This is a genomic window from Saccharothrix sp. NRRL B-16348, assembly GCF_001280085.1.
Taxonomy (GTDB): Bacteria; Actinomycetota; Actinomycetes; order Mycobacteriales; family Pseudonocardiaceae; genus Actinosynnema.
Genome location: NZ_LGED01000257.1, coordinates 77,957 through 102,932 on the forward strand (window position 1 = coordinate 77,957; position 24,976 = coordinate 102,932).

The 24,976-nt window shown below is 71.9% G+C and carries 20 protein-coding genes; 11 read left to right on the forward strand and 9 right to left on the reverse strand.

Annotated elements, in window-relative coordinates; translation table 11 throughout:
- Positions 1–70: 70 nt before the first annotated feature.
- The 3 genes from ADK67_RS42360 to ADK67_RS51850 form a co-directional block, all read right to left on the reverse strand.
- Positions 71–1,657, reverse strand: coding sequence for a cellulase family glycosylhydrolase (locus ADK67_RS42360; protein ID WP_053722238.1), 1,587 nt, complete (start codon positions 1,655–1,657; stop codon positions 71–73).
- A 111-nt stretch (positions 1,658–1,768) separates the two neighbouring features.
- Complete coding sequence (locus ADK67_RS42365; protein WP_053722239.1) at positions 1,769–2,386, reverse strand: alpha-ketoglutarate-dependent dioxygenase AlkB; 618 nt, start codon at positions 2,384–2,386, stop codon at positions 1,769–1,771.
- A gap of 77 nt (positions 2,387–2,463) precedes the next feature.
- A complete protein-coding gene (locus ADK67_RS51850; protein ID WP_157621546.1) occupies positions 2,464–2,631 on the reverse strand; it encodes a hypothetical protein in 168 nt (55 codons plus the stop codon).
- Between the two features lie 236 nt (positions 2,632–2,867).
- On the opposite strand from ADK67_RS51850, the gene icmF reads away from it, so the two are divergent.
- Positions 2,868–6,107, forward strand: coding sequence for a fused isobutyryl-CoA mutase/GTPase IcmF (gene icmF / locus ADK67_RS42370; RefSeq protein WP_053722240.1), 3,240 nt, complete (start codon positions 2,868–2,870; stop codon positions 6,105–6,107).
- Between the two features lie 5 nt (positions 6,108–6,112).
- Here icmF and ADK67_RS42375 read toward each other — a convergent pair whose 3' ends face one another.
- Complete coding sequence (locus tag ADK67_RS42375; RefSeq protein WP_053722241.1) at positions 6,113–7,117, reverse strand: hypothetical protein; 1,005 nt, start codon at positions 7,115–7,117, stop codon at positions 6,113–6,115.
- A gap of 120 nt (positions 7,118–7,237) precedes the next feature.
- Here ADK67_RS42375 and ADK67_RS50100 point away from each other — a divergent pair, with 120 nt between their 5' ends.
- The 4 genes from ADK67_RS50100 to ADK67_RS42395 all read left to right on the forward strand — a co-directional run bounded on the left by ADK67_RS50100 (position 7,238) and on the right by ADK67_RS42395 (position 10,554).
- Positions 7,238–8,344: a sensor histidine kinase gene (locus ADK67_RS50100; protein ID WP_082404681.1), complete on the forward strand. Its 1,107-nt coding sequence runs from the start codon at positions 7,238–7,240 to the stop codon at positions 8,342–8,344.
- Positions 8,341–8,913, forward strand: a complete 573-nt coding sequence (locus ADK67_RS42385; protein ID WP_231648642.1) for a response regulator — start codon at positions 8,341–8,343, stop codon at positions 8,911–8,913. Before ADK67_RS50100 ends, ADK67_RS42385 begins: the two co-directional genes overlap by 4 nt.
- An 82-nt stretch (positions 8,914–8,995) precedes the next feature.
- Positions 8,996–9,622, forward strand: a complete 627-nt coding sequence (locus ADK67_RS42390) for a hypothetical protein (protein ID WP_053722243.1) — start codon at positions 8,996–8,998, stop codon at positions 9,620–9,622.
- A complete protein-coding gene (locus ADK67_RS42395; RefSeq protein ID WP_231648632.1) occupies positions 9,619–10,554 on the forward strand; it encodes a hypothetical protein in 936 nt (311 codons plus the stop codon). Before ADK67_RS42390 ends, ADK67_RS42395 begins: the two co-directional genes overlap by 4 nt.
- Positions 10,555–10,564: 10 nt before the next feature.
- Here the strand turns inward: ADK67_RS42395 and ADK67_RS42400 are convergent, their stop codons facing one another.
- A complete protein-coding gene (locus ADK67_RS42400; protein ID WP_053722244.1) occupies positions 10,565–11,599 on the reverse strand; it encodes a LacI family DNA-binding transcriptional regulator in 1,035 nt (344 codons plus the stop codon).
- Between the two features lie 271 nt (positions 11,600–11,870).
- Between ADK67_RS42400 and ADK67_RS42405 the strand changes: the two genes are divergently transcribed.
- The 4 genes from ADK67_RS42405 to ADK67_RS42420 are packed head-to-tail and all read left to right on the forward strand — an operon-like array spanning position 11,871 to position 16,295.
- Positions 11,871–13,109: an ABC transporter substrate-binding protein gene (locus ADK67_RS42405; RefSeq protein ID WP_231648633.1), complete on the forward strand. Its 1,239-nt coding sequence runs from the start codon at positions 11,871–11,873 to the stop codon at positions 13,107–13,109.
- Between the two features lie 7 nt (positions 13,110–13,116).
- Positions 13,117–14,037, forward strand: coding sequence for a carbohydrate ABC transporter permease (locus ADK67_RS42410; RefSeq protein WP_053722246.1), 921 nt, complete (start codon positions 13,117–13,119; stop codon positions 14,035–14,037).
- Between the two features lie 9 nt (positions 14,038–14,046).
- Positions 14,047–14,928, forward strand: coding sequence for a carbohydrate ABC transporter permease (locus tag ADK67_RS42415; RefSeq protein WP_053722247.1), 882 nt, complete (start codon positions 14,047–14,049; stop codon positions 14,926–14,928).
- A complete protein-coding gene (locus tag ADK67_RS42420) occupies positions 14,925–16,295 on the forward strand; it encodes a GH1 family beta-glucosidase (protein WP_053722248.1) in 1,371 nt (456 codons plus the stop codon). The genes ADK67_RS42415 and ADK67_RS42420 overlap by 4 nt, the downstream gene beginning before the upstream one ends.
- 79 nt (positions 16,296–16,374) lie before the next feature.
- Here the strand turns inward: ADK67_RS42420 and ADK67_RS42425 are convergent, their stop codons facing one another.
- Positions 16,375–17,172 carry a DUF3152 domain-containing protein gene (locus ADK67_RS42425; RefSeq protein ID WP_053722249.1) on the reverse strand — a complete coding sequence of 266 codons (798 nt, stop codon included), beginning with the start codon at positions 17,170–17,172 and terminating at the stop codon, positions 16,375–16,377.
- On the reverse strand, positions 17,169–18,746 hold the full coding sequence (locus tag ADK67_RS42430) for a putative glycoside hydrolase (protein WP_053722250.1): 1,578 nt from the start codon (positions 18,744–18,746) through the stop codon (positions 17,169–17,171). Before ADK67_RS42430 ends, ADK67_RS42425 begins: the two co-directional genes overlap by 4 nt.
- 138 nt (positions 18,747–18,884) lie before the next feature.
- Here ADK67_RS42430 and ADK67_RS42435 point away from each other — a divergent pair, with 138 nt between their 5' ends.
- On the forward strand, positions 18,885–19,919 hold the full coding sequence (locus tag ADK67_RS42435) for a polysaccharide deacetylase family protein (protein WP_053722306.1): 1,035 nt from the start codon (positions 18,885–18,887) through the stop codon (positions 19,917–19,919).
- A 253-nt stretch (positions 19,920–20,172) separates the two neighbouring features.
- Here ADK67_RS42435 and ADK67_RS42440 read toward each other — a convergent pair whose 3' ends face one another.
- Both ADK67_RS42440 and ADK67_RS42445 read right to left on the reverse strand, forming a co-directional pair.
- Positions 20,173–22,179, reverse strand: a complete 2,007-nt coding sequence (locus tag ADK67_RS42440; RefSeq protein WP_231648634.1) for a hypothetical protein — start codon at positions 22,177–22,179, stop codon at positions 20,173–20,175.
- A 108-nt stretch (positions 22,180–22,287) separates the two neighbouring features.
- Positions 22,288–22,773, reverse strand: a complete 486-nt coding sequence (locus ADK67_RS42445) for a hypothetical protein (RefSeq protein ID WP_231648635.1) — start codon at positions 22,771–22,773, stop codon at positions 22,288–22,290.
- Between the two features lie 157 nt (positions 22,774–22,930).
- Between ADK67_RS42445 and ADK67_RS42450 the strand changes: the two genes are divergently transcribed.
- Complete coding sequence (locus ADK67_RS42450; RefSeq protein WP_053722252.1) at positions 22,931–24,973, forward strand: DNA gyrase/topoisomerase IV subunit B; 2,043 nt, start codon at positions 22,931–22,933, stop codon at positions 24,971–24,973.
- The last annotated feature ends 3 nt before the right edge of the window (positions 24,974–24,976 follow it).

The following is a 24,976-nucleotide window of genomic DNA, read 5'->3' on the forward strand; positions in this document are numbered from 1 at the left end:
TGTCGACCCGGCCCGATCAGGAGCATCGCGGCCCTGCATCGGCCGGCCGGGGGAGCGCGCTACGCGACGGTCACGCCGTGCACGAAGCCCCGCCCAGCGTCACGCCGGCAGGCACGCTCGCCGCGCCGTTCGCGGTGAACCCGAGCGACACCGAGGCGCCCGCGCCCAGCGACGGCGCGTACGTCGGCGCGCTTACGGTCACCGTCGTCCCGCTCTGGCTGAACGTCCCGTTCCACCCGCTGCCGATGGTCACGCCGGCCGGCAGGGTGAACACCACCTTCCACGGGTTGACCGGGCTGGTCGCGCTGTTCGTCACGGTCAGCGAACCCTGGAAGCCGCCCTGCCACGCGTTGTCCTGCCGCCACACGACCTTGCACGCCCCCGAGCCGTTGCCGCCGGAAGTGGTGGTCGTGGTGGTCGTGGTCGTGGTCCCGCCACCCGTCGGCGGGATCAGGTACGGCTGCAGGATCGACTGCTTGGCCTGGTTCACCGTGGTCCAGTCGTCGCCCACGATCCCGCCCGTGTCACCGCTGTTCGGGTTCCACGACCAGTACGTGAACGAGATGCCGTCGACACCCTTCCCGGTGTACGCCATCAGGTTCTCCAGCCACACCTTGTCCTTCGGGTTGGCCAGCGTGGAACCGAACTCGCCCATCATCAACGGCGCGGTCCCGCTCTTGTGCAGGTAGCCCCAGTACTTGTCCCAGATGGCGGGCATGTTCGCCGGGAAGTCCGGCGCGGTGAACCACTTCTGCTCGAACACCGAGGTCGCGTACTCGTGCGGCGAGTAGACCAGCCGGTTCGGCACGTCCAGGCGCACCGGGAACTCGCCCGCCTTGGACAGGTTGCCGCCCCACCAGCCGCAGTCCTCGTCGTTGGACGGGTCGTTGTCCCACGTGTCGGACAGGCCGCCGCTCGGGCAGCTCACGCCCTCGACGAAGATCAGCCAGTTCGGCTGCACGGACAGGATCGCGTTGCCGGCCCGCTCGGCCGCCAGTCGCCAGTCGCGCTCCACCACGCCGCAGCCCCAGCACGCGCCGGTGGCGTTGGGGTTGGTCCCCTCGGCGTGCGGCTCGTTGTGCAGGTCCGCGCCGATCACCGTGGTGTTGCCCGCGTACCGCTGGGCGAGCATCTTCCAGTCGTTGATCCACGTCGACTCCGGCACGGTCGCCGTGTACCAGAGCGCGGACTGCCCGGCGCTGGTCGGGCGGTGCCGGTCGAGGATGATGCGCATCCCCTTCTGGCCCGCGTACTCGATGACCTTGTCCAGGATCTGCAACGGCGACAGCCCGACCAGGTCGGGGTTGGTGAAGTCGTTGACGCCCGACGCCGTCGCGCCCGGCTTGAGCGCGTCGTTGGAGAACGGCACGCGCAGGGTGTTGTAGCCGAGCGAGGCCATCTGGTCGAGCTGCTGCTTCCACGTGCGGTTGGACCACAGCCCGTGGAAGGTCTTGTTGTCGGTCTCCATGCCGAACCAGTTGATGCCGGTCAGCCGGACCGTCGCGCCGGTGCTGTCCACGATCTTGTTGCCCGCGGTGTGCAGGTAACCACCGGCCGGGGCCGCCGTGACCTGTCCCGCCGTCGCCATCGCGACGACTCCGCTGACGGCTACCGCAGCCGCGAGCAGAGCGCCGAAGATGGATCTCCGTTGCCGCATACCGCTCTCCTTTGAGGATGTTCGCAACGTTCTGGGAGCGCTCCCAGAAGGAGAGTAGTGACGCCGGTCAGGCGGGACAAGCAGCAAAATTCCAGGTGGGGTCAGCGTGGATCAGCGCACGCCGCGCGGCCGGAACTGGACGCTGATCCGCGGACCCACGGCCTTCGCCGCCTTCGGCACGGCGTGCTCCCACGTCCGCTGGCACGACCCGCCCATCACGATGAGGTCGCCGTGCCCCAGCGCGTACCGGACGGTCGCCCCGCCGCCACGCGGTCGCAACGCCAACGCCCGCGGCGTCCCGACGGACACGATCGCCACCATCGTGTCCTCGGTCGAGCCTCGCCCGATCGTGTCACCGTGCCACGCCACGGAGTCGCGGCCGTCCCGGTAGTAGCACAGGCCCGCGGTCCGGAACGGCTCGCCCAACTCGTCGGCGTACCAGGCGCTCAACTCGTCCCGCGCGAGCGTCAGCACGGGGTCGGGGAGCGGCGCGTCCTCGCCGTAGAAGCAGAGCAGCCGCGGCACGTCCACCACGCGCTCGTACATCTGCCTGCGCTCGGCCCGCCACGGCACGTCGGCGGCCAGGCGTCGGAACACCGCGTCCGCGCCGGTCAGCCAGCCGGGGAGCACGTCGACCCACGCGCCGTCGCCCAGCCACGTCCGCCGCACACCGGTCAGCGGGCGCAGCGCGGGCGCCTCGGCGCCGTCGTCGAACAGCGACACCTGCATGAGGTCAGCATAACCCGAGGGTCGAACACCCGTTCGACCCCAATGGGCTCTATAGCTTCAGTGCTGACTAAAAAAGATCAGGCGTCCGGTTCGGGCTTGCGTCGTCGGCCACCGGTGCGGGCCTGCTTCGAAGGCTCGTCGGCGGTCTCGGTCTGCTGCTTCCCGGCGACGGCCGCGTCGGCGGTGCCCGGGTGGTCGGCGAGCAGGATGGCGGCCAGCTCGTCGTAGATAGGTGTGCTGCTCATGGAAGATCCTCTACCCCGTTTGGACGGAAGTTACACGCGCGTTCGGTGAGAGGTACGGCCAGGGTTGCGAAAACGATCGACGTCGGCCGGATAGGCCCGATTCATCCCGGTTCACGGGCGCCTCATCCCGGTTCACGGGCGCCGCGGGTGACCCGTCGCACAACACGCTAGTACTTCCGATAGACGGATGTCCTAGTAATCTGGTGGGCAGTTCCGCGCTGCCGAAGGAGCCAGTCGTGACCGCTGCCCCGCTGCACACCCCGCTGCACCCGGTCCGCTTCGTGACCGCGGCCAGCCTGTTCGACGGGCACGACGCCGCGATCAACATCATGCGTCGGATCCTGCAGTCCCAGGGCGCCGAGGTCGTGCACCTCGGCCACAACCGGTCGGTGCGCGAGGTCGTCGCCGCGGCCGTGCAGGAAGACGTGCAGGGCATCGCGATCAGCGCCTACCAGGGCGGGCACGTCGAGTACTTCAGCTACCTGGTCGAGCTGCTGGCCGAGCGCGGCGCGGGGCACATCAAGGTCTTCGGCGGCGGTGGCGGCGTGATCGTGCCGGAGGAGATCGAGCTGCTGCACTCGCGTGGCGTGGCGCGGATCTTCTCGCCGGCCGACGGGCAGGAGCTGGGCCTCGCCCGCATGATCAACACGATGGTGGAGGCGTGCGACCACCCGCTGGCCGAGCGCCCGCCGTCGTCGTGGGACGGCCTGTTCGCCGGCGGCGAGGACGTGCTGGCCCGGGCGATCACGCTGATCGAGGCGGGCGTGCTGCCGGCGGACGTGCGCGACCGGATGGTCCACGTCGCGGCCGAACGCCCGGTGCCGGTCCTCGGAATCACCGGAACGGGTGGTTCGGGCAAGTCGTCGCTGACCGACGAGCTGGTGCGCCGGTTCCGGCTGGACCAGCAGGACAAGCTGCGCGTGGCGGTGCTGGCGGTGGACCCGACCCGGCGGAAGGGCGGCGGCGCGCTGCTCGGCGACCGGATCCGGATGAACTGCCTGGACGGCGACCGGGTGTTCTTCCGCTCGCTGGCGACCCGCCGGGCGGGCTCGGAGGTGCCCGACGGCCTCGGTGACGCGATCCTGGCCTGCAAGGCTGCCGGGTTCGACCTGGTCGTGGTGGAGACGCCGGGCATCGGCCAGGGCGACGCGGCGATCGTGCCGTTCGTGGACCTCTCGCTGTACGTGATGACGCCGGAGTTCGGCGCCGCGTCGCAGCTGGAGAAGATCGACATGCTGGACTTCGCGGACGCGGTGGCGATCAACAAGTTCGAACGGCGGGGCGCCGAGGACGCGCGGCGTGACGTGGCCCGTCAGCTGGTGCGCAACCGGGAGGCGTTCGGTGCGTCGTGGGAGGACATGCCGGTCTTCGGCACGTCGGCGGCGACGTTCAACGACGACGGCGTGACGGCCCTGTACCAGCACCTGCGCGACGAGCTGGCGCAACGCGGCCTGGACGTGGCCGAGGGCGCGCTGCCGGTGGTGACGGGGAAGGTGTCGACGTCGGCGGCGACGGTGGTGCCCGCGACGCGGGTGCGGTACCTGGCCGAGATCGCCGAGACCGTGCGCGGCTATCACCGGGCGACCGAGACGCACGTGGACGCGGTGCGGCGGGCCGCGCACCTGCGGGCGGCGCGGGCGGAGCTGGCTGAGGCCGGGCACGACACGGCGGCGATCACGTCGCTGCTGGAGTCGGCGGAGAAGGCGGTCGACGCGGTGTCGGCGGAGCTGCTGGCGTCGTGGCCGCAGGTGGTGGAGGCCTACAGCGGTGACGAGATGGTCGTGCGGGTGCGGGACCGGGAGATCCACACCAAGCTGACCCGGGAGACGCTGTCGGGCAACAAGGTGCGGCGGGTGTCGTTGCCGCGCTACGAGGACGAAGGCACGTTGCTGCGGTTCCTGCGCAAGGAGAACCTGCCGGGCCACTTCCCGTACACGGCCGGGGTGTTCCCGTTCAAGCGGGACGGCGAGGACCCGGCGCGGATGTTCGCGGGCGAGGGCGACGCGTTCCGCACGAACCGCCGGTTCAAGTACCTGTCGAGGGGCTCGGAGGCGACCCGCCTGTCGACGGCGTTCGACTCGGTGACGCTGTACGGCCGCGACCCCGACACCCCGCCGGACGTCTACGGCAAGGTCGGCACGTCCGGGGTGTCCATCGCGACGTTGGACGACATGAAGGCGCTCTACGACGGTTTCGACTTGACCTCGCCCACCACGTCGGTGTCGATGACGATCAACGGTCCGGCGCCGACGATCCTGGCGTTATTCCTCAACACGGTGGTCGACCAGCAGGTCGACAAGTTCCGGGCGGAGCACGGGCGCGAGCCGTTGGAGGCGGAGGCGGAAGAGCTGAAGGCGTGGGCGCTGGCGACCGTGCGCGGCACCGTGCAGGCCGACATCCTGAAGGAGGACCAGGGGCAGAACACCTGCATCTTCTCCACCGAGTTCTCGCTGCGGATGATGGCCGACATCCAGGAGTGGTTCATCCAGCAGAAAGTGCGCAACTTCTACTCGGTGTCGATTTCCGGCTACCACATCGCCGAGGCCGGGGCGAACCCCATCAGCCAGCTGGCGTTCACGCTGGCCAACGGGTTCACCTACGTCGAGTCGTACCTGGCGCGGGGCATGAGCATCGACGACTTCGCGCCGAACCTGTCGTTCTTCTTCTCCAACGGCATGGACGCCGAGTACAGCGTGATCGGCCGGGTGGCGCGGCGGATCTGGGCGATCGCGATGCGGGAGCGGTACGGGGCGAACGAGCGGTCGCAGAAGTTCAAGTACCACGTGCAGACGTCCGGTCGGTCGCTGCACGCGCAGGAGATGGACTTCAACGACATCCGCACCACGTTGCAGGCGTTGTGCGCGCTGTACGACAACACGAACTCGTTGCACACCAACGCCTACGACGAGGCGATCACCACGCCGACGGAGTCGTCGGTGCGCCGGGCGATGGCGATCCAGCTGATCATCAACAAGGAGTGGGGCCTGTCGGCGAACGAGAACCCGTTGCAGGGCTCGTTCGTGGTCGAGGAGCTGACCGACCTGGTGGAGGAGGCGGTGCTGGCGGAGTTCGACCGGCTCTCCGAGCGGGGCGGTGTGCTGGGCGCGATGGAGACCGGCTACCAGCGCGGCCGGATCCAGGACGAGTCGATGCTCTACGAGCAGCGCAAGCACGACGGGTCGTTGCCGTTGATAGGGGTGAACACGTTCCTGCCGGAGGACGGCAAGCGCGAGGACGTGACCATCGAGCTGGCGCGGGCGACGGAGGACGAGAAGCGGTCGCAGGTCGAGCGGACCCGTGCGTTCGCCGCCGCGCACGCGGCCGAGGCGGAGCCCGCGCTGCGGCGGTTGAAGGAGGTCGCGGCGTCGGGGGAGAACGTGTTCGCGGTGCTGGTGGACGCGGCCCGGGTGTGCACGCTCGGGCAGATCACCGAGGCGTTCTTCGAGGTGGGCGGCCAGTACCGGCGCAACGTCTGAGCGCGTCACGTGCTGGTCGGCGCCGAGGCGACCGCGTGCGGCGCGGGGTGCTTGCGGCGCTGGTGGTAGGAGATGGCCGCGGTGGCCAGCGCCGCGCCCCAGACCGGCCAGAAGCACTCCGGCAGCCAGGCTCCCCACTCGGCGGCGGTGAACCGGCCGGCGATCGCGAAGCGGAGGTAGGTGAACCCGGCGACGGTGACGATGATCGAGACGAAGCCGGCCGGGACGACCGCCAGCAGCGGGGGGACCCGCTTGCCGCGCAGGCCGGGGATCCAGCGCGGGAAGACCTCGCCCCACCGCTGGGTCAGGCCGAGGGTGAGCACGCCGCCGAACGCGCCGAAGGTCGCCAGGTAGGCGCCGGCCAGCCACAGGGCGTCGTCACCCTCGGCCAGGAACTCCTCGCTCACGCCGAGCGGGATGCCGAGCGCCCATGCCCACCGGGTGGCGCAGTACACCAGCGGCACCGCGACCGCCACGTGCACGGCGACACGCCCGCGTTCGGGGGTGAACCACGTCCCGCGTCGCCGGTCGCGTCCGTAAGCCGTTGCGGCGGCGGCCAGCAGCAGGCCGCCGAGCACGCAGACGAGCTGGTTGAGCACCGGCCACGGCCAGGCGTCGGCCAAGGTGGTGCCGTCGAAGTCCCAGCCGAAGAGCGGGGCGATCAGGAGCAGCGGTGTGTAGGCGACGCCCATGAGCAGCCGGGAGTCGGGGATCACCAGGACCAGCAGCGCGGCGATGGACCAGGCAGGCACCAGCGGCGCGCGGTGGCCGCCGTTCCGGGTCAACGCCAGCGCCGTGGCCGCGGTGATCAGCGAGAAGGCGGCGATCCACCAGCCGAAGGCCGGTGTCGTGCCGGCCAGGACGGACAACGCGCCGTCGGGATCGGGATCGTCGGCGCCCCAGGGGTAGCCGGGCGTCCCCAGCGCCCAGGCGACGCCGAGCACCCCGTAGACCAGCGCCCACAGTGCCGGCGCGTAACCCCGCCGGACGGGGGTGAACAGGTTCTTCATGCGACCGAGCCTTCCGCCGCGGCCGGGTGGCGAGCCAGATGCCGTTCGGCACCCGTGTGGGCGTGAGAGGTGCCGTTCGGCACTCGTGGGCGGCTCGGGGGTTGTGCTTATCGTCTGCGGGTGAACGTGACTTGGGCTGTCGTCCTGCTGCCGGTGCTGGTGGCCGTCGCGGTGAGCGCGATCGGGTTGGGCCGGCCCCGGTGGCGGCCGCGTCTGCCCGTGCTGGTTCTCTTGGCGGGGAGCGTGTCCCTGGTCGTCACGGCGGTCCACGTCCTGGGAGCGGTGCGGCCGGTGTGGGGCTCCGACGCGCTGGGGATGGTGGAGGGCGCGGCGCTGCTGGTGTCGACCGGTCTGGTCTTCCGGTACGCGCCGCCGCCGCGGGCGGTGGTGTCCGCGGCGGCGACGGGCCTGGCCGCGGCCGGGTGGCTGTTCCGCGTGTTCACGCCCGCGTCGCCGTTGGAGGCCGTCGGCGTGTTCGCGTTCTGGGGACTGGGCGCGTTGTCGGCCGCCGGGGTGGGCGCCTACTTGCGCTCCCTGGACGTGCGGCAGGAGCGGGCGGTGGCCGACACGCGCACCGCCTTGCGGCTGCGGCTGGCCCGGGACCTGCACGACTTCGTCGCGCACGACATCAGCGAGATGGTGGCGCACGCCCAGGCCGGCACGGTCGCGGGCGATCCGCTGCGGGCGTTGGAGCGGGTCGAGGCCGCGGGTCAGCGGGCCTTGTCGGTGCTGGACCGCACGCTCGACATGCTGCACCACGACCGACCCCTGGGTCCGGTGGGCGACCTGGGCGGCATCGAGGAGGCCGCCGCGCGGTTCTCCGCCGCCGGACCCGCGCGGGTCGACCTGCGGCTGGACCGGGCGGTGGCGGTTCCGGTGGAGACCGCGGCACTGGCCTACCGGATCGTGATCGAGGGACTGACCAACGTGCGGCGGCACGCGCCGCGGGCGACGCGCGTCGACCTGCGCGTCGGCGTCTCGGCCGGTGCGCTGGAGATCAGGCTGACCAACGACGGCGTGAGCGGCGCGCGCGGCCGTCGGCGTGGTGGGTCCGGGCTGCCCGGCCTCGCCACGCTCGTCGCGGAGCAGGGCGGTGAGCTGGTCACCGGCGCCGTGCCGGACGGGTGGTCGCTGACGGCGCGCCTGCCTCCGGCACAATCACCGGCGTGGTCGCCCGAATCCTCCTCGCCGACGACCAGGAGGGCATCCGGAGCGCCTTCCGCATGATCCTCGACGCCCAGCCCGACCTGACCGTGGTGGCGGAGGCGGCCGACGGCCGTGCCGCGATCGACACCGCGACGGCGATCCGGCCCGACGTGGTGCTCGCCGACATCCGGATGCCCGGCGCCGACGGCATCGAGGTGGCCCGCGCGCTGGCCGGCACCGGCATCCACGTCGTGGTGGTGACCACGTTCGGGCTCGACGAGTACGTCCAGGCCGCCCTGCGCCACGGCGCCGCCGGGTTCATCCTGAAGCGCTCCGCCCCGGCGCTGCTGGTCGAGGCCGTCCGCGCGGCGGTCAACGGCGACGTGCTCATCAGCCCGGAGCTCACCGTCCGGTTGCTGCGCGGGCGGGAGCTGCCGCACGAGCCGTCGAGCGTCGTGCTGACCGAGCGGGAAGACCAGGTCGTGGCCAGGGTGGCGGTCGGCAGGACCAACGCCGAGATCGCCGCCGAGCTGTTCCTGTCCCCGGGCACGGTGAAGAACCACATCGCGTCCGTCCAGCAGAAGACCGGCACCAGGAACCGGGTCGCCATCGCCGCGTGGGCCTGGGCCACCGGCCGGGTCAAGCCCTGAAGTCTCACCGGCTGTATCCAGGACCGTGCTCCGAAACTCCTAATGGGTGAACCCATAAGGAGTAGCAGGGCGGTGAGTTCCGATGAAGTGGTGGACCGGAGGGTCGTTCGCGATCCTGGCGTGCGCGGTGGTGGTCGGCTGTGCCGGGGTGCCGGGACGGCCGACCGCGCAGCAGGTGGACCAGGGCCGGTCCGCGGAGTCCGCCGGCGAGCCGCCGGGCGGAACAGCGGCCGAACCGCCGCGGGAGTCGGAGACGCCTTCCTCGCCTTCCGTGCCTCCCGCGCCGCAGGTGCCCAGCCCTCGCGTCCCACCTCGGACGACCGACGACCTGCCCGGCGTGCCCGGCAGCCCGATCAAGTACGACAACACCCTCTTCGGTGCGGCGCCGGAGGTCGCGAGGGACTCGATCGAGCGTGAGATCGGCGAGCAGTGCGGTCCGGGGCTCTGCGGCGTCCGGGTCGTCACGACGCCGCGGGGCAGCGAGGGGTGCATCTCGGAGATCTCGCCGATGCCCGTCCACCCCGGCGGCACGGTCACCGTCTACCACGGTCCGCAGTGCGCCGAACAACGCGGCGAGGTCCTGACGGGGGAGCCGCCGACCGAAGATCCGCCGACCGGAGAACCGGGACCCACACCGGAGAACACGCCCGACCCGATCCCGGAGCCGACCCCCGAGGCCTCGCCCGGGACGACGGGCAGCGGACCGTGACCGCGGTGATCGCGCGCCGGACCGCGGCCGCGGCGCAGCCGGCGACCGACCCGGCCGAGCCGCGGACCGGACCGGCGCGGGCGTTGCGGATCGTGGCCTCGGTGGTCGCCAACACCACCCTGCTCACGGCCCTGCTGTACTTCTTCGGCCTGGTGGCCACGCAGGTGTTCTTCGCCCACTTCCGGGTGCACTACACGTTGCTCGGCCAGACCTCCGACGAGATCCTGGCACGTGGCGCGGACGGGCTGTTCATGCCGCTGGCGGGGATCGCGATCGCCGTCCTGTTCGTCACCTTCGTGGCCCGGTACCTGCGCACGCGGCTGTCCGCGCGGCGGTGGGCGGCGTTCCTGCGGGTCTGCGCGCCGGTCGCCGCCGTGCTCGGCGTCGCGCTGCTCGCGGTGACCGTGCCGATCACGGTCGACCCGGAGCCGTTCCGCGGCTACCCCGGGCTGCCCGGCCTGGGGTTCGCGGTCGGCGTCGTGCTGCTCGCGTTCGCGTGGCGGCGGTGGAGCGTCACCGCGGGGCGTGCCAGGAAGGGCGCGGGATTCGGGGTCGCGGAGTCGGTGGCCGCGTTCCTGCTGGTCAGCATCGGTCTGTTCTGGGCTGTCGGCGACTACTCGGCCTCGGTCGGCACGCGGCGCGGGTTCGAGGTCGAGGCACGCGTGCCGGACATGCCCGCGCTGGTCGTCTACAGCGGGGGAAGCCTGAACCTGACCGGTGACGGGGTGCGCCAGGTGACGTGCGCCCAACCCGACGCGACCCACAAGTACCGCTACGACGGCCTGAAACTGCTGCTGCACTCCGGCGGCCAGTACGTGTTCCTGCCCGCGACGTGGCGGACGTCGTCCGGCACCGCGTTCGTCGTGCCCCGCACCGACTCGCTGCGCCTGGAGTTCGGGCCGCCGGACAGCACTCCGCCGCCGACCTGCTGACCGGGGCGGCTCACCGGCTGGAGGCGCGCACCACCAGCCTGGTCGGCAGGAACGCGGGCGCCGGCTTCTCGCCACCGTGCACCATGGTCAGCACGGCCCGCGCCGCGGCCACCCCGATACCGGCCTTGTCCTGCGCCAACGTGGTCAACGGCGGGTCGACCAGGGCGGCGAGCTCGATGTCGTCGAACCCCACGACCGCCAGCTCGTCCGGCACCCGCAGCCCCGCGTGGCGCGCGGCCAGCAACGCGCCGACCGCCATCTCGTCGCTCGCGCAGAACACCGCCGTCGGCGGCTCGGGCAACGCGATCAGCGACCGCATCGCCGCCTGGCCGCTCGGCCGGTAGAAGTCGCCCTCCACCACGTACTCCGGCGGCACCGCCAGGCCTTCCTCGGCCATCGCCGCGCGGAAGCCGTCCAGCCGGTCCGTCGCCGGGCGGTTGGCGCGCGGCCCGGTGATCGTGGCGATCCGGCGGTGGCCCGCGCCGACCAGGTGCCGCACCGCCAGCGCCGCGCCGCCGACGTTGTCCGACGTCACGTACGTCGCCCGCGGCCCGTCGACCTCCACGTCCACCGCCACGCACGGCAGCCCGGACTGGGCGAACGCCGCGAACGCCGAGGCGTCCGACCCGCTGTCGATGAGCACCAGCCCGCCGAGGTGGTGCCGCCGGGTCATGTTCACGTACGCCACCGGGTCGGCGAGCGACGCGCCGACCGCCCGCAGCGCCGCCGACCCGCTCGTGGCGAGCATCAGCAGGTGGTAGCCGTGCGCGCTCAGCGCCGACTTCAACCCGATCAGCAACTCCTGCAGGTACGGGTGCCGCCAGCCCGGCCTGCGGTGGTCGGTGTCCCACACCAGGCCGATCAGCCCGGACCGCTTGGTGGCCAGCGCGCGGGCCGACTCGTTGGGCCGGTAGTCGAGCTCGCGGGCCACCCGCTCCACCACTTCGCGCTTTTCCTTGCTGACCGTCAGCGGCTGGTTGAAAACGCGCGAAACCGTCGCCACCGACACCCCGCAGAGCTGGGCGATCTCACGGATCGTGGTCATCTGCGCCCTTTCTTTGTAACCGGTTTCAGACGCTCAGTCGGTGCCTCCTGACCAGGAGGGACACGCTACCACCTGCGGAAACGTCGAAGCCCGGAAACAGCCAGGTTATCGTTTCGTTACTTGACGGTGTCGCGGCCCGGGGCTGTCATGTACACCACACCGGCCGGGTGCGAACCCCGGTCGAATTCGCCGGAAACCCCCGGATCGACCTTGCGCGTGTCCGGCGTGCCCGAAAACGGCCCGCCTATTGATGGAGAGTGAGAGCCGCGTTATGAGACGAACTCCGACCCTGATCGGCGCCACCCTGCTGGCCGCCGGCCTGGTCGCCGCCGGCTGCGGCAGCGGCGCGGGCGACGGCAAGACCAGGATCACCATCGGGCTGTTCGGCAACTTCGGCTACCAGCAGCTGTTCGAGGAGTACGAGAAGGCGCACCCGGACATCGACATCACCGACCGCACCGCCTCCTACTCCGACCACCACAAGAACCTCGCCGCCCACCTCGCCACGAACAACGGCGCGGCGGACATCGAGGCGGTCGACGTCGGCTACATCAACCAGTTCAAGGCCAACCCCGGCCAGTTCGTCGAGCTGAAGGCCGACGTCAAGGACCGCTGGCTGGACTGGAAGTGGGAGGGCTCGCTGTCCAAGGACGGCAAGCAGATCGGCTACGGCACCGACATCGGCGGCCTGGCCATCTGCTACCGCCGCGACCTGTTCGAGGCCGCCGGCCTGCCGTCCGACCGCGACGCGGTCTCGGCGCTGTGGCCGACGTGGGAGCAGTTCATGGCCACCGGCAAGCAGTTCGCCGCCAAGGCCCCGGCCGGCGCGAAGTTCTTCGACGGCGGCCCCACCGTGCTCAACGCGATCGTCGGCCAGGCGCCGACCGGCTACTACGACAAGAGCGACAAGATCGTCGTGGGCGAGAACCCCGACATCAAGAAGGGCTGGAACCTCGTCGCGCAGGGCGTCGCCGACGGCCTGTCCGCCGGGCTGCTGCACAGCACCCCGCAGTGGAACACCGGCTTCAAGCAGGGCCAGTTCGCCACCCTCGCCTGCCCCGCCTGGATGATGGCCAAGATCAAGGACCAGGCCCCGGACACCGCGGGCAAGTGGGACCTCGCGGCCGTGCCCGGCGGCGGCGGCAACTGGGGCGGCTCGTACCTGACCGTGCCCAAGCAGGGCAAGAACGTCGACAAGGCCGTCGCCCTCGCCGACTGGCTCACCGCGCCCGAGCAGCAGGCCAAGGTCTTCGCCAGCGCCGGCCTGCTCCCGTCCGCGCCCAAGCTCTACAGCGAGCAGTCGGTGGCGCAGAAGCAGGACGCGTTCTTCAACAACGCGCCCACCGGCAAGGTCTTCACCGACGCCGCCCGCGCGCTGAAGCCGCAGTACCAGGGTCCCAAGGCCGGTGACATCCAGACCGAGCTCGGCAACGCCATGCAGCGCGTCGAGCAGGGCAAGCAGAGCCCGGACGAGTCCTGGGACCAGTTCGTCGCCGACGTGACGAGGTAGCCGACCGATGAAGACGGACTGGCGCGAACGCCGCCACCGGTGGGACACCCGGTACGCGCCGTACGCCTACATCGCGCCGTACTTCCTGCTGTTCGCGGTGTTCGGCCTGTTCCCCCTGCTCTACACCGCGTGGGTGTCGCTGCAGGAGCGCAACCTGATCGACGGTGACGCGGCCAGGTTCATCGGCCTGGACAACTACGTCGAACTGCTCACCGCGGACCCGCACTTCTGGAACGCCATGGGCAACACGATGAGCCTGTGGCTGCTCACCACCGTTCCGCAGATCCTGATGGCGCTCGGCATCGCGCAGCTGCTCAACCGGCGGCTGCGCGGCCGGACGTTCTTCCGGATGGGCGTGCTGCTGCCGAACATCACCTCGGTGGCGGCGGTGACGATCATCTTCGCGCAGCTGTTCGGCCGCGACTTCGGGCTGATCAACTGGGGGTTGGAGCTGTTCGGCGCCGGCCGGATCGACTGGCAGGCCGGCACCGGCAGCTCGCACACCGCCATCGCCGCGATGGTGGTGTGGCGCTGGACCGGCTACCACGCGCTGATCTTCCTGGCGTCCATGCAGGCCATCCCGACCAGCGTGTACGAGGCGGCCCGGCTGGACGGCGCGAGCGCGTGGCAGCAGTTCTGGCGGATCACCGTGCCGATGCTGCGCCCGCAGATCATCTTCTCCACCGTGATCGCCACCGCGGGCAACATGCGGCTGCTGGCCGAGCCGCTGCTGTTCAACCCCGGCGCGGGCGCCGCGACCGGCGGCTCGGACCGCCAGTTCCAGACCGCCGCGCTCTACCTGTACGAGCAGGGCTTCTCGAAGTTCGAGTTCGGCTACGCGTCGGCCATCGCCTGGCTCCTGCTCATCGCGACGGTAGCCATCACCGGGTTGAGCTACCTGGCCGCGCGCCGCATCCGGACGGACTGAGAGGACACCATGACCACCGTGCTCGAACCGTTGGCGCCGGACGCGCCCGCGCCGTCCCGGAGGCGCGGGGCGGTGCGGATGCTGCCCGGACCGTGGACCTACGCGGCGTTGATCGCGGTGCTCGCCGGGTCGGCGTTCCCGGTGTACTGGTCGCTCGTCGTGTCGTCGCAGACGTCCGACAAGGTGACCGACGTGCCGCCCGTGCTGGTGCCCGGCGGCCACCTGTTCGCCAACATCTCGCGGGTGTTCGACCAGTCGGACTTCGCGCTGGCGATGATGAACTCGCTGATCGTGTCGGGGACCATCACCGTGTCGGTGGTGTTCTTCTCCACCCTGGCGGGCTTCGCCTTCGCCAAGCTCAAGTTCCGCGGCCGGTCGGCGCTCATGCTGCTCGTCATCGCCACCCAGGCCGTGCCGACCGAGCTCGGCGTCATCCCGCTGTACATGATGATGAGCGACTTCGGCTGGGCGGGCGAGATCCACTCCGTCATCGTGCCCGGCCTGGTCACCGCGTTCGGCGTGTTCTTCATGCGCCAGTACTTCGAACGCGCCGTGCCCGACGAGCTGCTGGAAGCCGGCCGCATGGACGGGTGCAGCTCGCTGCGCCTGTACTGGCACGTCGTCCTGCCCGCCGCCCGCCCGGCCGCCGCCGTGCTCGGCCTGTTCACGTTCATGCAGGCGTGGAACGACTTCTTCTGGCCGCTGGTCGTGCTGTCCCCGGAGAACCCGACCGTCCAGACCGCGCTGAACACCCTGGCCAGCGGCTACACCACCGACTACACCCTCGTGCTCACCGCGGCCACGATCGGCACCGTGCCGGTCCTCGCGGTGTTCCTCCTGTTCGGCCGGCAGATCGTCGGCGGAATCATGCAAGGAGCTCTCAAAGGATGACCGACTTCCCCCAAGGATTCCGCTGGGGCGTCGCCACTTCGGCCTACCAGATCGAAGGGGCCGTGGACGCCGACGGGAGAGGACCGTCGATCTGGGACGCGTTCGGCGCGCGGCCCGGCGCGGTCGCCGGTGGCGACACCGGTGCGGTCGCGTGCGACCACTACCACCGGATGCCGGAGGACCTGGCGCTGCTCGGCGAACTCGGCGTGGACGCGTACCGGTTCTCCGTGGCGTGGCCGCGGATCGTGCCGGCCGGCGCGGGCCGGGTCGAGCAGCGCGGGCTGGACTTCTACCGCCGACTGGTCGACGGGCTGCTGGAACGGGGCATCGAGCCGTTCCTCACGCTGTACCACTGGGACCTGCCGCAGGCGCTGGAGGAACTGGGCGGCTGGCGGTCGCGCGACACCGCGGAGCGGTTCGCCGAGTACGCGGTCGTCGTGCACGACGCCCTGGGCGACCGGGTGTCGAAGTGGACCACGTTCAACGAGCCGTACGTGTCCTCGATCGTCGGCTACGGCGAAGGCAGACACGCGCCCGGCGCGCGGGAGGGCCACGGCTCCCTCGCCGCCGCGCACCACCTGATGGTGGCGCACGGGCTCGCGGTGCGGGCCATGCGCGGCACGCCGGGCCACGAGTTCGGCATCGTGCTCAACCAGTCGCCGTCGACCCCCGTCACCTCGTCCGACGCGGACGTCGCCGCGGCGCGCAGGCACGACCTGCTGCTGCGCCGCCAGTTCACCGAACCGCTGTTCGCGGGCCGCTACCCGGACGACTACGAGGAGACGTTCGCGGGCGTCACCGACCTGTCGTTCCGCCGGGACGGCGACCTGGAGCTGATCTCCACGCCGCTGGACTACGTGGGCATCAACTACTACTACAAGCAGCACGTGGCCGACGCGCCGCACCGCGACCCGAACCCGGCCACCCGCACGTCGATCGACATCGGCATCGACACGACCCGCCTGCCGGACGTGCCGCGCACCGCGATGAACTGGCCGGTCGAGCCGGACGGGCTGACCCGGACGCTGGTCGGGCTGAAGGAGCGCTACCCCGACCTGCCTCCGGTGTACGTGACGGAGAACGGGTGCGTGTACCCGGACACCCCCGGCCTCGTCGACCAGGAGCGCATCGAGTACGTGCGCACGCACCTCGCGGCGGCCCAGGACGCGATCACCGCCGGGGTCGACCTGCGCGGGTACTTCGTCTGGTCGTTCCTGGACAACTTCGAGTGGGCGCACGGCTACAAGCACCGGTTCGGCCTCGTGCACGTGGACTACGAGACGTTGGTCCGCACGCCCCGGGCGAGCTTCCACTGGTACCGCGACCTGGTCGCCGAGCAGCGTGCCAGGACGGCCGCGGCGGGGTGACCTGCGTGGCCGCCGTCGCGCGGAGGCGCGTTCGCGCGACGGCGGCCGACACCCCGGAACCCCGAAAGACCCGGCCGACTCACGGCCACGGGTTCGGCGTGCACGCCTTCCCGTCCGGGACGACCACGACACCCTGGTCGCTGCCCGTCGTGATCGACGCCAGCCCGTCGTTGTCCACGCTCAACGTCTGCTGCATCATCACCGGCGCCGGCGCGCCGTCCTCCGGGCACACCTCGTGGCCGAGGCCGAGGAAGTGCCCGACCTCGTGGTTGACCGCGTAGACCCGGTAACCGCGCAGGTCGTCGCCGTAGGTGTGCGCGCCCCGGAACCAGCGCGCCGTGCTGAGGTGCACCGTCGACCCGATCCGGCACGACGTGTCGTAGGGCAGCTCGAACCCGCACAACGACCGCGCGGTCCGCTGCGACGTCAACCGGATCCGCAGCTCCGGCTCCACGTCGCCGCCCACCCGCCGGAACGCGTGCCTGCCCGCCCACCCGCGCGGGTGCCGCAGCACGTGGTCGACCACGGCGGCGAACGAGTCGTCGCCGTGCGGCAGGACCACCCCGTCCTCGACCTCGACCGCGTACGTGACGCCGGACGCGCCGGGTTTGCCGGACGGCGGCACGACGTGCCACGTGCCCGCGCCGTGCTCCGGGAACGCCGGACCGGCCGGCAGGTCGGCGCCGGAGCGGAACGTGTCGACCGAGGGCGCGCTGCGCTCCGCGGACGGCGGGGACGACGACGTGGACGGCACGACACCGGACGAGGGCCACGCCACCGTGGCCGGCCGCGCCTCCATCCCGACGTCCAACGCCACCACGGTGGTGGCCGCCAGGCAGACCCCCGCCAGGTAGGGCACCGCGGTCACCGGCCTCATGCGGGCTCCAGGCCGGCCGAGCCGTACGTGCAGGCGGCGTTCCACAGCAGGAACGACGGCGCGCCCGCCTCCGACGTGGCCCGCACCTGCGCCTGCACCTCGCCCGGACCGTAGTGGTGCCCCAGCGAGAACGCCTGCAGCCACGGGATCACCGTCGCGCCGCTGCCCCCGGTCAACCGGACGAAGTCCGCGACCGACGCCCGCACGATCTCGTACGGCTTGGCGTTCGGGTTGTCCACGCCGTACTCGTTCGGGCCCCAGTGCGACGGGTAGACCATCGGCGAGACGTAGTCCACGTGCGCGGAGATGGCCGGGATGTCCTGCGCCACGTCACCCGGGCTGTGCGCGGCGATGCCGAACACCGACGCGCCGAGGTACGCGCCCAGCGGCCGGACCACGGCCCGGTTGTCCCTGAGAAAGTCCACTATGGACTGCTCGGGGGTGGTGGCCAGGCCGGGGAACACCATCTGCCCGATCGGGCCGTCCGGCCGCCGCACGTAGTCGTAGAGGATGTCGTCGAAGCCGAGCGACGCGGCCTCCTCGGCGATCGCGATGTTGTACGCCCGGACGTCGGGGTTGGCGAAGTTGGTGAACGCGTACTCGCCGTAGTGCGCCGACCAGGGCGCGCCCGACGCGTTCTGCGCCACCCGGTCGCGCGCGCCCGAGTGCCACGACGCCTTGCCGAGCACCGGGTCGCGGAACGCCACCAGCCTGCCGACCACCCGCAACCCCATCGCGTGCAGCTCGTCCAGCGCGGCGCGGGCGTCGTAGTAGTTCCGGTTCGCGCCGATCTGCCTGGCCAGCGGCACCTGCGAGTCGTAGCCGATCTCGCCGCTCTCGTCCTTGATGTCGAGCTGCACGGTGTCGATGCGGCCCTCGCGCGCCAGCGCCAGCACCGGGTCGCGCAACGACGCCGTCGCCCATGCGGCGGCGCTCATGTGCACACCGCGCATCCCGGGGTGGGTGACCTTGACCGCGACGTCGTGGCGCTGCGCGTTGCCCGCCGCGTCGCTGGCCTCGACCCGGACGCTGGTGGGCGCCGACGCCAGCGAGACCTCGAACTTCCCGTCGCGCACCGGCACCCGCTGGTCGCCCACCCGCACCACGTCCGCGCCGTCCGCGCTGCCCTTCACCGTCACCGGACCGCGCGGCGACTTCGCCTCGACGACGTCCACCTTCAGGGCGGGCGGTGTGGCGTCCACGGTGAACTCGCGCTGCACCTCCACGTCGGGCATCCAGGGCAACGGGTTGGCCGCCCGCACGGACAGCGTGTGCCTGCCCTCGGCGAGCTTGACCCCGGTCAACGTCATGCGGCCGTCGGCGCGTCGCGCCTCCACCGGCTGTCCGTCCACGTGCACGGTGACACGGTCGAGCCCACTGGCCTCCGCGGTGGTGATGGACACGCGCTCTACACCCGAAGGAGTGACAGCGGAGCCGTCTCCCAGCTCCGCCACGGCGAGCCCGACGCCGCGCCCGTGCACGATCGTCGTGACGACCCCGGCGATCAGCAGCAGCACCACGACACCGACGACTGGGATCAGCACGCGCTTGAGCTTCCGGGGCGATTCCGACATCGGGTGACTCCGATCTGGGCGTGGCATCGGTAACCAGCGACTTGACCGGGTGACGGAGGACCAAACCGAACATCATCCGAAGGGGTGTACGGCGGTGTCGACCCGGCCCCGGCGCGGAACCATTCGACTGTGAACACCATGTCGCCGAGCCCGGTCCGGACCGTTGTGGCGCTCGTCGCGGCCGTGTGCTGCGGCTGCGCCGGCCAACCCGCGGCGGGGCCGCCCGACCAAGCCGCGGCGCAACTGCCCGCCGCCTCCTCGCCCGCACCGCCATCGTCCCCCACACCGCCCGACCCGGCAGCGGTGGGCGCGAACGAACTCGGCCAGGTGCCGATCCTGATGTACCACCGGCTCGTCGAGCAGCCCACGTCGGTCTACGACCGGACACCGGCGGCGTTCCGCGCCGAACTGGAGCGGCTGGCCGCCGAGGGGTACGTGCCGGTGACCACCGCGGAGTACGCGACCGGGCGGCTCGACCTGCCCGCCGGCGCGCACCCCGTCGTGCTGACCTTCGACGACGGCGACGCGACCCAGCTCGCGCTCGGCCCCGACGGGCAGCCGGCGCCCGGCACGGCCATCGCCATCCTGCTGGACGTGGCCGCGCGGCACCCCGGCTTCCGGCCGGTGGCCAGCCTGTACGTCAACGCCGGGCCGTTCGGGTCGCCGGACGGCGCCGCCCTGCGCTGGCTGCGCGACCACGGCTTCGAGATCGGCAACCACACGCGTGACCACACCAACCTCGCCCAGACCGACGACGGGGGCGTGCAGGCGGCGATCGCGTCCGGGCAGCGGGAGATCCAGCAGGCCGTGCCCGACTACCGGGTGTCGAGCCTCGCGCTGCCGTTCGGCGCGATCCCGGCCAACGGCGCGCTCGCCCTGCGTGGCGGCTCGGAGGGCACGACGTACGAGTACGTGTGCGTGCTCATGGTGGGCGCGGGGCCCGCGCCGTCGCCGTACGCCGCGGACTTCGACCCGGCGCGCACGCCACGCATCCGGTCGCAGGACCCGACCGGCCAGGAGGCCCGCTACGGCTCGACGGTGTGGCTCGACCAGCTGGCCGCCGCGCCGGCGCAGCGCTACACGTCCGACGGCGTGCCCGACCGCGTCTCCTACCCGGCCTCGGCCGGCGTCGCGCCCGCACCGGCGTTCGCCGACCGGGCGGTCGCCTACTGAGCGGTGCTCAGACCCGCGCCGCCGTTCACCAAACCGCCCGGTGACCCGTGCTCAGAACCGCCGCCGTTCGCCGACACGGGGCCGCGCCCGCACCGCCTGCCGTGCCGTGCGTGCCGTCCGGTCGCCGGTCGCGCGCTGCCTGCCGTGCCGTACGCGCTGCCATGCCGTGCGTGTCGCCGTTTGCCGGTCGCGCTGTGCCTGCCGTGCGTGCCGCCGGTCGTGTCCTGTCGAGCCGTGCCGACCGCCCCTGACCTCAGGCGGTGGCCCGGGCGTGGTTGCGCAGGGCGACGGCGGCCCGTTCCAGGCTGCCCAGCACGCCCGGCGGCAGCTCGTGGTGCCGACCCACCACCTCCTGCGCCATGACCTGCATCGGCGCCGACTCCTCCGCCTCCACCACCGCGAGCACCTTGAACGCCGTGCCCGGCGGGAACACCACCCGCTCCTGGATCACGCTGCCGAACGAGTCGACCACCGACACCCGCCGACCCGTCGCCGACCAGAGCAGGAACTCCACCCGCCCGTCGACCGGCACCTCCGGCCCGGCCACGGTGTTGAGCAGACCGTGCTCCACCAGCACGTCACCCGTGCGGAACCGGCGCGCGTCGCCCCAGCACACCGTCACGCCCTGGTGCGCCGGCAGCCTGCGCAGCCCCGACACGACCGCCGCCGCGTACGGCCACAGCCTGCCGAGCTTGCCGCTGCGCAGCGCCTCGACCAGGACTTCCTCGTCGTGCCGCAGGCACGCGGACACCGCCGCGAGGTCCGTCACCACCGCCTCGAACGCCTCCGGGTCGTCCGGGCGCTCCACGATGTGCCGGCACGCCACCGCCGCGTGCTCGCCGTACCGCTCGCCCAGCATCCGGCGCACCGCGTCGCGCTCCTGCTCGGTGCTGCGGTGGTCGACCGGCACGACCTCCTCGCCGACCTGCTCGCCCCACGCCGGCGCGGGGGAGTCGCCTAGCGGGCCGTCCACGCTCAGCGGCACCGGCTCGGCGGCCGTCACGGGCGGCGGCGGCTCCTCGGCCACCGGCGGGCGCGGCATGGGCGAGGGGTCGCAGAACACGACCTTCAGCAGCCGCCGCACCTCCGGCTCCAACCGTTCCACCAGCGACGCGCCCGCCACCGCGACCGCGCCCGCCGTCGTGCGGCCGGGCGTGCCCACGGTCAGCCGAGCCCACTCCGGGTCCACCGGCAGCGACCGCACCTCGGGGCCGTTGTCCTCCGCGTCACGCACCCACAGCCCGGACGGCACGACCTCCAGCACCACGCCGCCGCCCAGGTCGAAGATGCCCGGACCGCGTTCCACCAGCCCCTGCACCGGCACCCGGTAGCCCGAGACGACCGGCGTGCCGCCCGGCGCGTAGCGGACCTCCGTCACGTACGGCCGCCACGTCTGCTGCCCGCGCGGGTTCACCGCCACCACGGCCGCGCCGCTGCGCAGCGACCCCACCGGCAGGCCCGTGTACAGCGAGATCGGCTCGCCGAGCTGGTCGGCCACCGCCTGCGCCTGGTGCTCGCCGCCGTACCAGACCAGCCGCACCCGCGACCGCGCCACCGACGGCAGCCCGCCGATCAGGCGGCACACCTCGTCGGTCGGGATCGGCGGCTGCGCCGGACCACCGACCACGACGGTCAGCACGTTGTCCCGGCATGGCAGCCCGATCACCGCCCGTGCGTCCGGCGCCTGCGGGTCGAACTGCGCGCGTTGCGCCCGCAGCCACAGCCCCGCCGGGATCGGCTCGGAGATGCCCACCTCGCCCGTCGGCCACGGCGTGTTCGGGTCGACCGCCTCCCAGTTCGGCACCGGGAACCGCCGACCCATCGGCACCGGCGACGCGCCCGGCAGGAACCGCAGCCAGCAGCCGTACCCGCCGTTGCCCGCGACGAACGCCGCGCCCGGCACCGTGGTGACCGCGCCGTCCGGCGCCACCACTTCCGCCTGCAACTGCTCGGTCAGCCACTGCGCGGGAGCCGTCGGCCGCATCGAGCCGGAGTGCGGCGTCATCAGCCGCACCGGCCCTCTGCCGTGCAGCGCGGCGGCCACCGCGGGCCAGAACGACGTCTCCTCGCCGGCGGGCGGTTCGACCACGACGACCGTGCGACCGCGGTCGACCGGCAGGCTCCGGCCCAGCGCGACCGCGGCGGGGCTCGCGCCACCGGGCGGCCCGACGACCAGCGTCGCCCCGGCGAACGAGGCCGAGAACCGGTCGGGCGCGGGCGCGGCCGCGGGCGGCGGCGCCATGGGCTCTCGTTCGACCACCGGCTCCACCTGTGGGGCACGCTCCTTCGGTGCGGCACGTCGGAACATCAAGGCGCCCGATCACCTCCAGGCACGACAGCGCGGGAACGCCAGCACTCTACGCGGACGTCACCCGATCGGGGGTGGGCGCGTTGCCCCAAGCTCGTCCACTGTGGACCCGAGGAGGGCTCCGACCAGCGCGCCGAACGCCACGTGGTCCGCCCACTGCGCGGCCCGGTGCAGCTCGCGGACCGCCGGGAACCGTCTCCCGACCAGCTCGAGGTCCACCACCGCGATCACCGCGCCCGCCACCGCGCCCGTGCGCGCGTCCAGCGGCCGACTCCGGTGCACGGCCGCGAGCACGACGGTCCAGAACGCCGACACGCCGAGGTGGACGACCGCGCCGCGGATCACACCCGTGCCGCCGAGCAGGGACGCCGCCGCCCGGGTCGACCGCAGAACGTCACCACCGGTCGACAGCGCGTGCAGGGTCGACGGCACGCCACTGACCACCGCCGCGACCAGCCACGCGCGCGTGACGCGTGGACCGGACCTGCGCCGGGTACCCGACGCGACAGGATCTCCTCGGGCGCGCTTGCTCCGTCGTGATTCCATGTTCGAACCTGTGTTCGAGTATGACAAGATCGCGGGTGAACCACACCAACGACGTGCCCGACCGTATCGGGACACCGGGGACCGCGCGGATCACCCGCCTTCCTCGGCTACCGTGAACGCCGCTCGACACACGCCACGACCTGGGGAGAACGACCCGGTGACCGCTGAGATCCTGTACGGGGCCGACGACCTGACCCACCTGGAGGGTCTGGAGGCTGTGCGCAAGCGCCCCGGCATGTACATCGGGTCCACCGACAGCAGGGGCATCAACCACCTCTTCACCGAGGTGGTCGACAACTCCACCGACGAGGGCGTGGCCGGGCACGCCACCAAGATCGTCGTCACCCTGCACGCCGACGGCAGCGTCCAGGTCGACGACGACGGCCGCGGCATCCCCACCGGCACCCACGCCAAGTCCGGCCTGTCCGGAGTGGAGCTCGTGCTCACCCGGCTGCACGCCGGCGGCAAGTTCGGCGGCTCCGGTTACAAGACCTCCGGCGGCCTGCACGGCGTGGGCGCGTCCGCCGTCAACGCCCTGTCGCACCGCTTCGACGTCACCGTCCGCCGCGAGGGCAAGACGCACGAGATGTCGTTCGCGCACGGCGTGCCCGGCGTGTTCGACGGTCCCGGGCCCAAGGCGGGCTTCACCCGCCAGTCGGGCCTGCGCGTCACCGGCCGCACCAAGCGCACCGGCACGTCCATCCGCTACTGGTACGACGCGCGCTACTTCGAGAACGGCGCCGCGCTCGACGTCGAGGCCGTCCGCACGAAGCTGCGCAACACCGCGTTCCTCGTCCCCGGCGTGACCTACACCCTGCGCGTCGCCACCGACGACGCGATCAGCGAGGAGACGTTCCACTACCCGGGCGGCCTGGTCGACATGGTCGACCACCTCGCGCCCGCCAGCGAGAAGCCGGTCACCGGCACCCTGCTCATCACCGGCACCGGCGTCTACCACGAGAACGCGGCCGACGAGAACGGCGTCATGCGGTCCAAGGTCGAACGGCAGGCCGAGGTCGAGATCGCGCTGCGCTGGGGCACCGGCTACGAGCGGATCGTCGAGTGCTTCACCAACACCATCCGCAACGTCCACGGCGGCACCCACCGCCGGGGCTTCGAGCGCGCCGTGCTCAAGTCCATCCAGGACGCGATCGGCAAGACCAGGGGCCTGCTCAAGCCCAAGGAAGACCCACCGACACTCGACGACGTGCTGGAAGGCATGACCGCCGTCGTCCACGTCCGCATCCCCGAGCCGCAGTTCACCTCCCAGACCAAGGACGAACTCTCCACCGCGGGCATCACCAAGGTGGCGCTCGCCGTCGTCGAGAAGCACATCAAGGCCTGGACCGAGGACCGCCGCACCAAGGCCGAGGCCAAGGTCGTCCTGCAGAAGGTCGTCGACGCCTCCCGCGTCCGCCTGACCCAGAAGCAGCAGAAGGACGCCGCCCGCCGCAAGACGGCCCTCGAAGGCGCCGCCATGCCCGCGAAACTGGTCGACTGCCGCACCACAGGTGTTTCGCGTAGCGAACTTTTTCTCGTGGAAGGCGACAGCGCCCTCGGCTCGGCGCGCATGGCCCGCGTGTCGGAGTACCAGGCGCTGCTCCCGCTGCGCGGCAAGATCCTCAACGTGCAGAAGGCCAGCCTCGCCGACACCCTGCGCAACGCCGAGATCGCCAGCATCGTGCAGGTCCTCGGCGCGGGCACCGGGCGGACGTTCGACCTGAACACCATGCGCTACGGCCGGGTGATCCTGATGGCCGACGCGGACGTCGACGGGTCGCACATCCGGACGTTGCTGATCACCTTGTTCGCCAAGTACATGCGGCCGGTGATCGAGGACGGGCGGCTCTACGCGGCGATGCCACCGTTGCACAAGGTGGTGACCAAGGGCCGCAACCCGGAGACCCACTTCACGTTCAGCCAGCGCGAGATGGAGCAGAAGGTCGCCAGGCTGGAGAAGGCGGGCAAGACGGTGGTCAAGCCCGTGCCCCGGTTCAAGGGCCTCGGCGAGATGGACGCGGACGAGTTGTGGGAGACCACGATGAACCCCGCGACCCGCTCCGTGCGCCGCATCACGATGCACGACGCGGAAGCCGCGGAGGCCGCGTTGGAGCTGCTGATGGGCGAGAAGGTCGAGCCGCGCCGGGCCTGGCTCGTCGAGTCGTCGGCCCGGGTCGACCAGTCCGCGATCGACATCTGACCC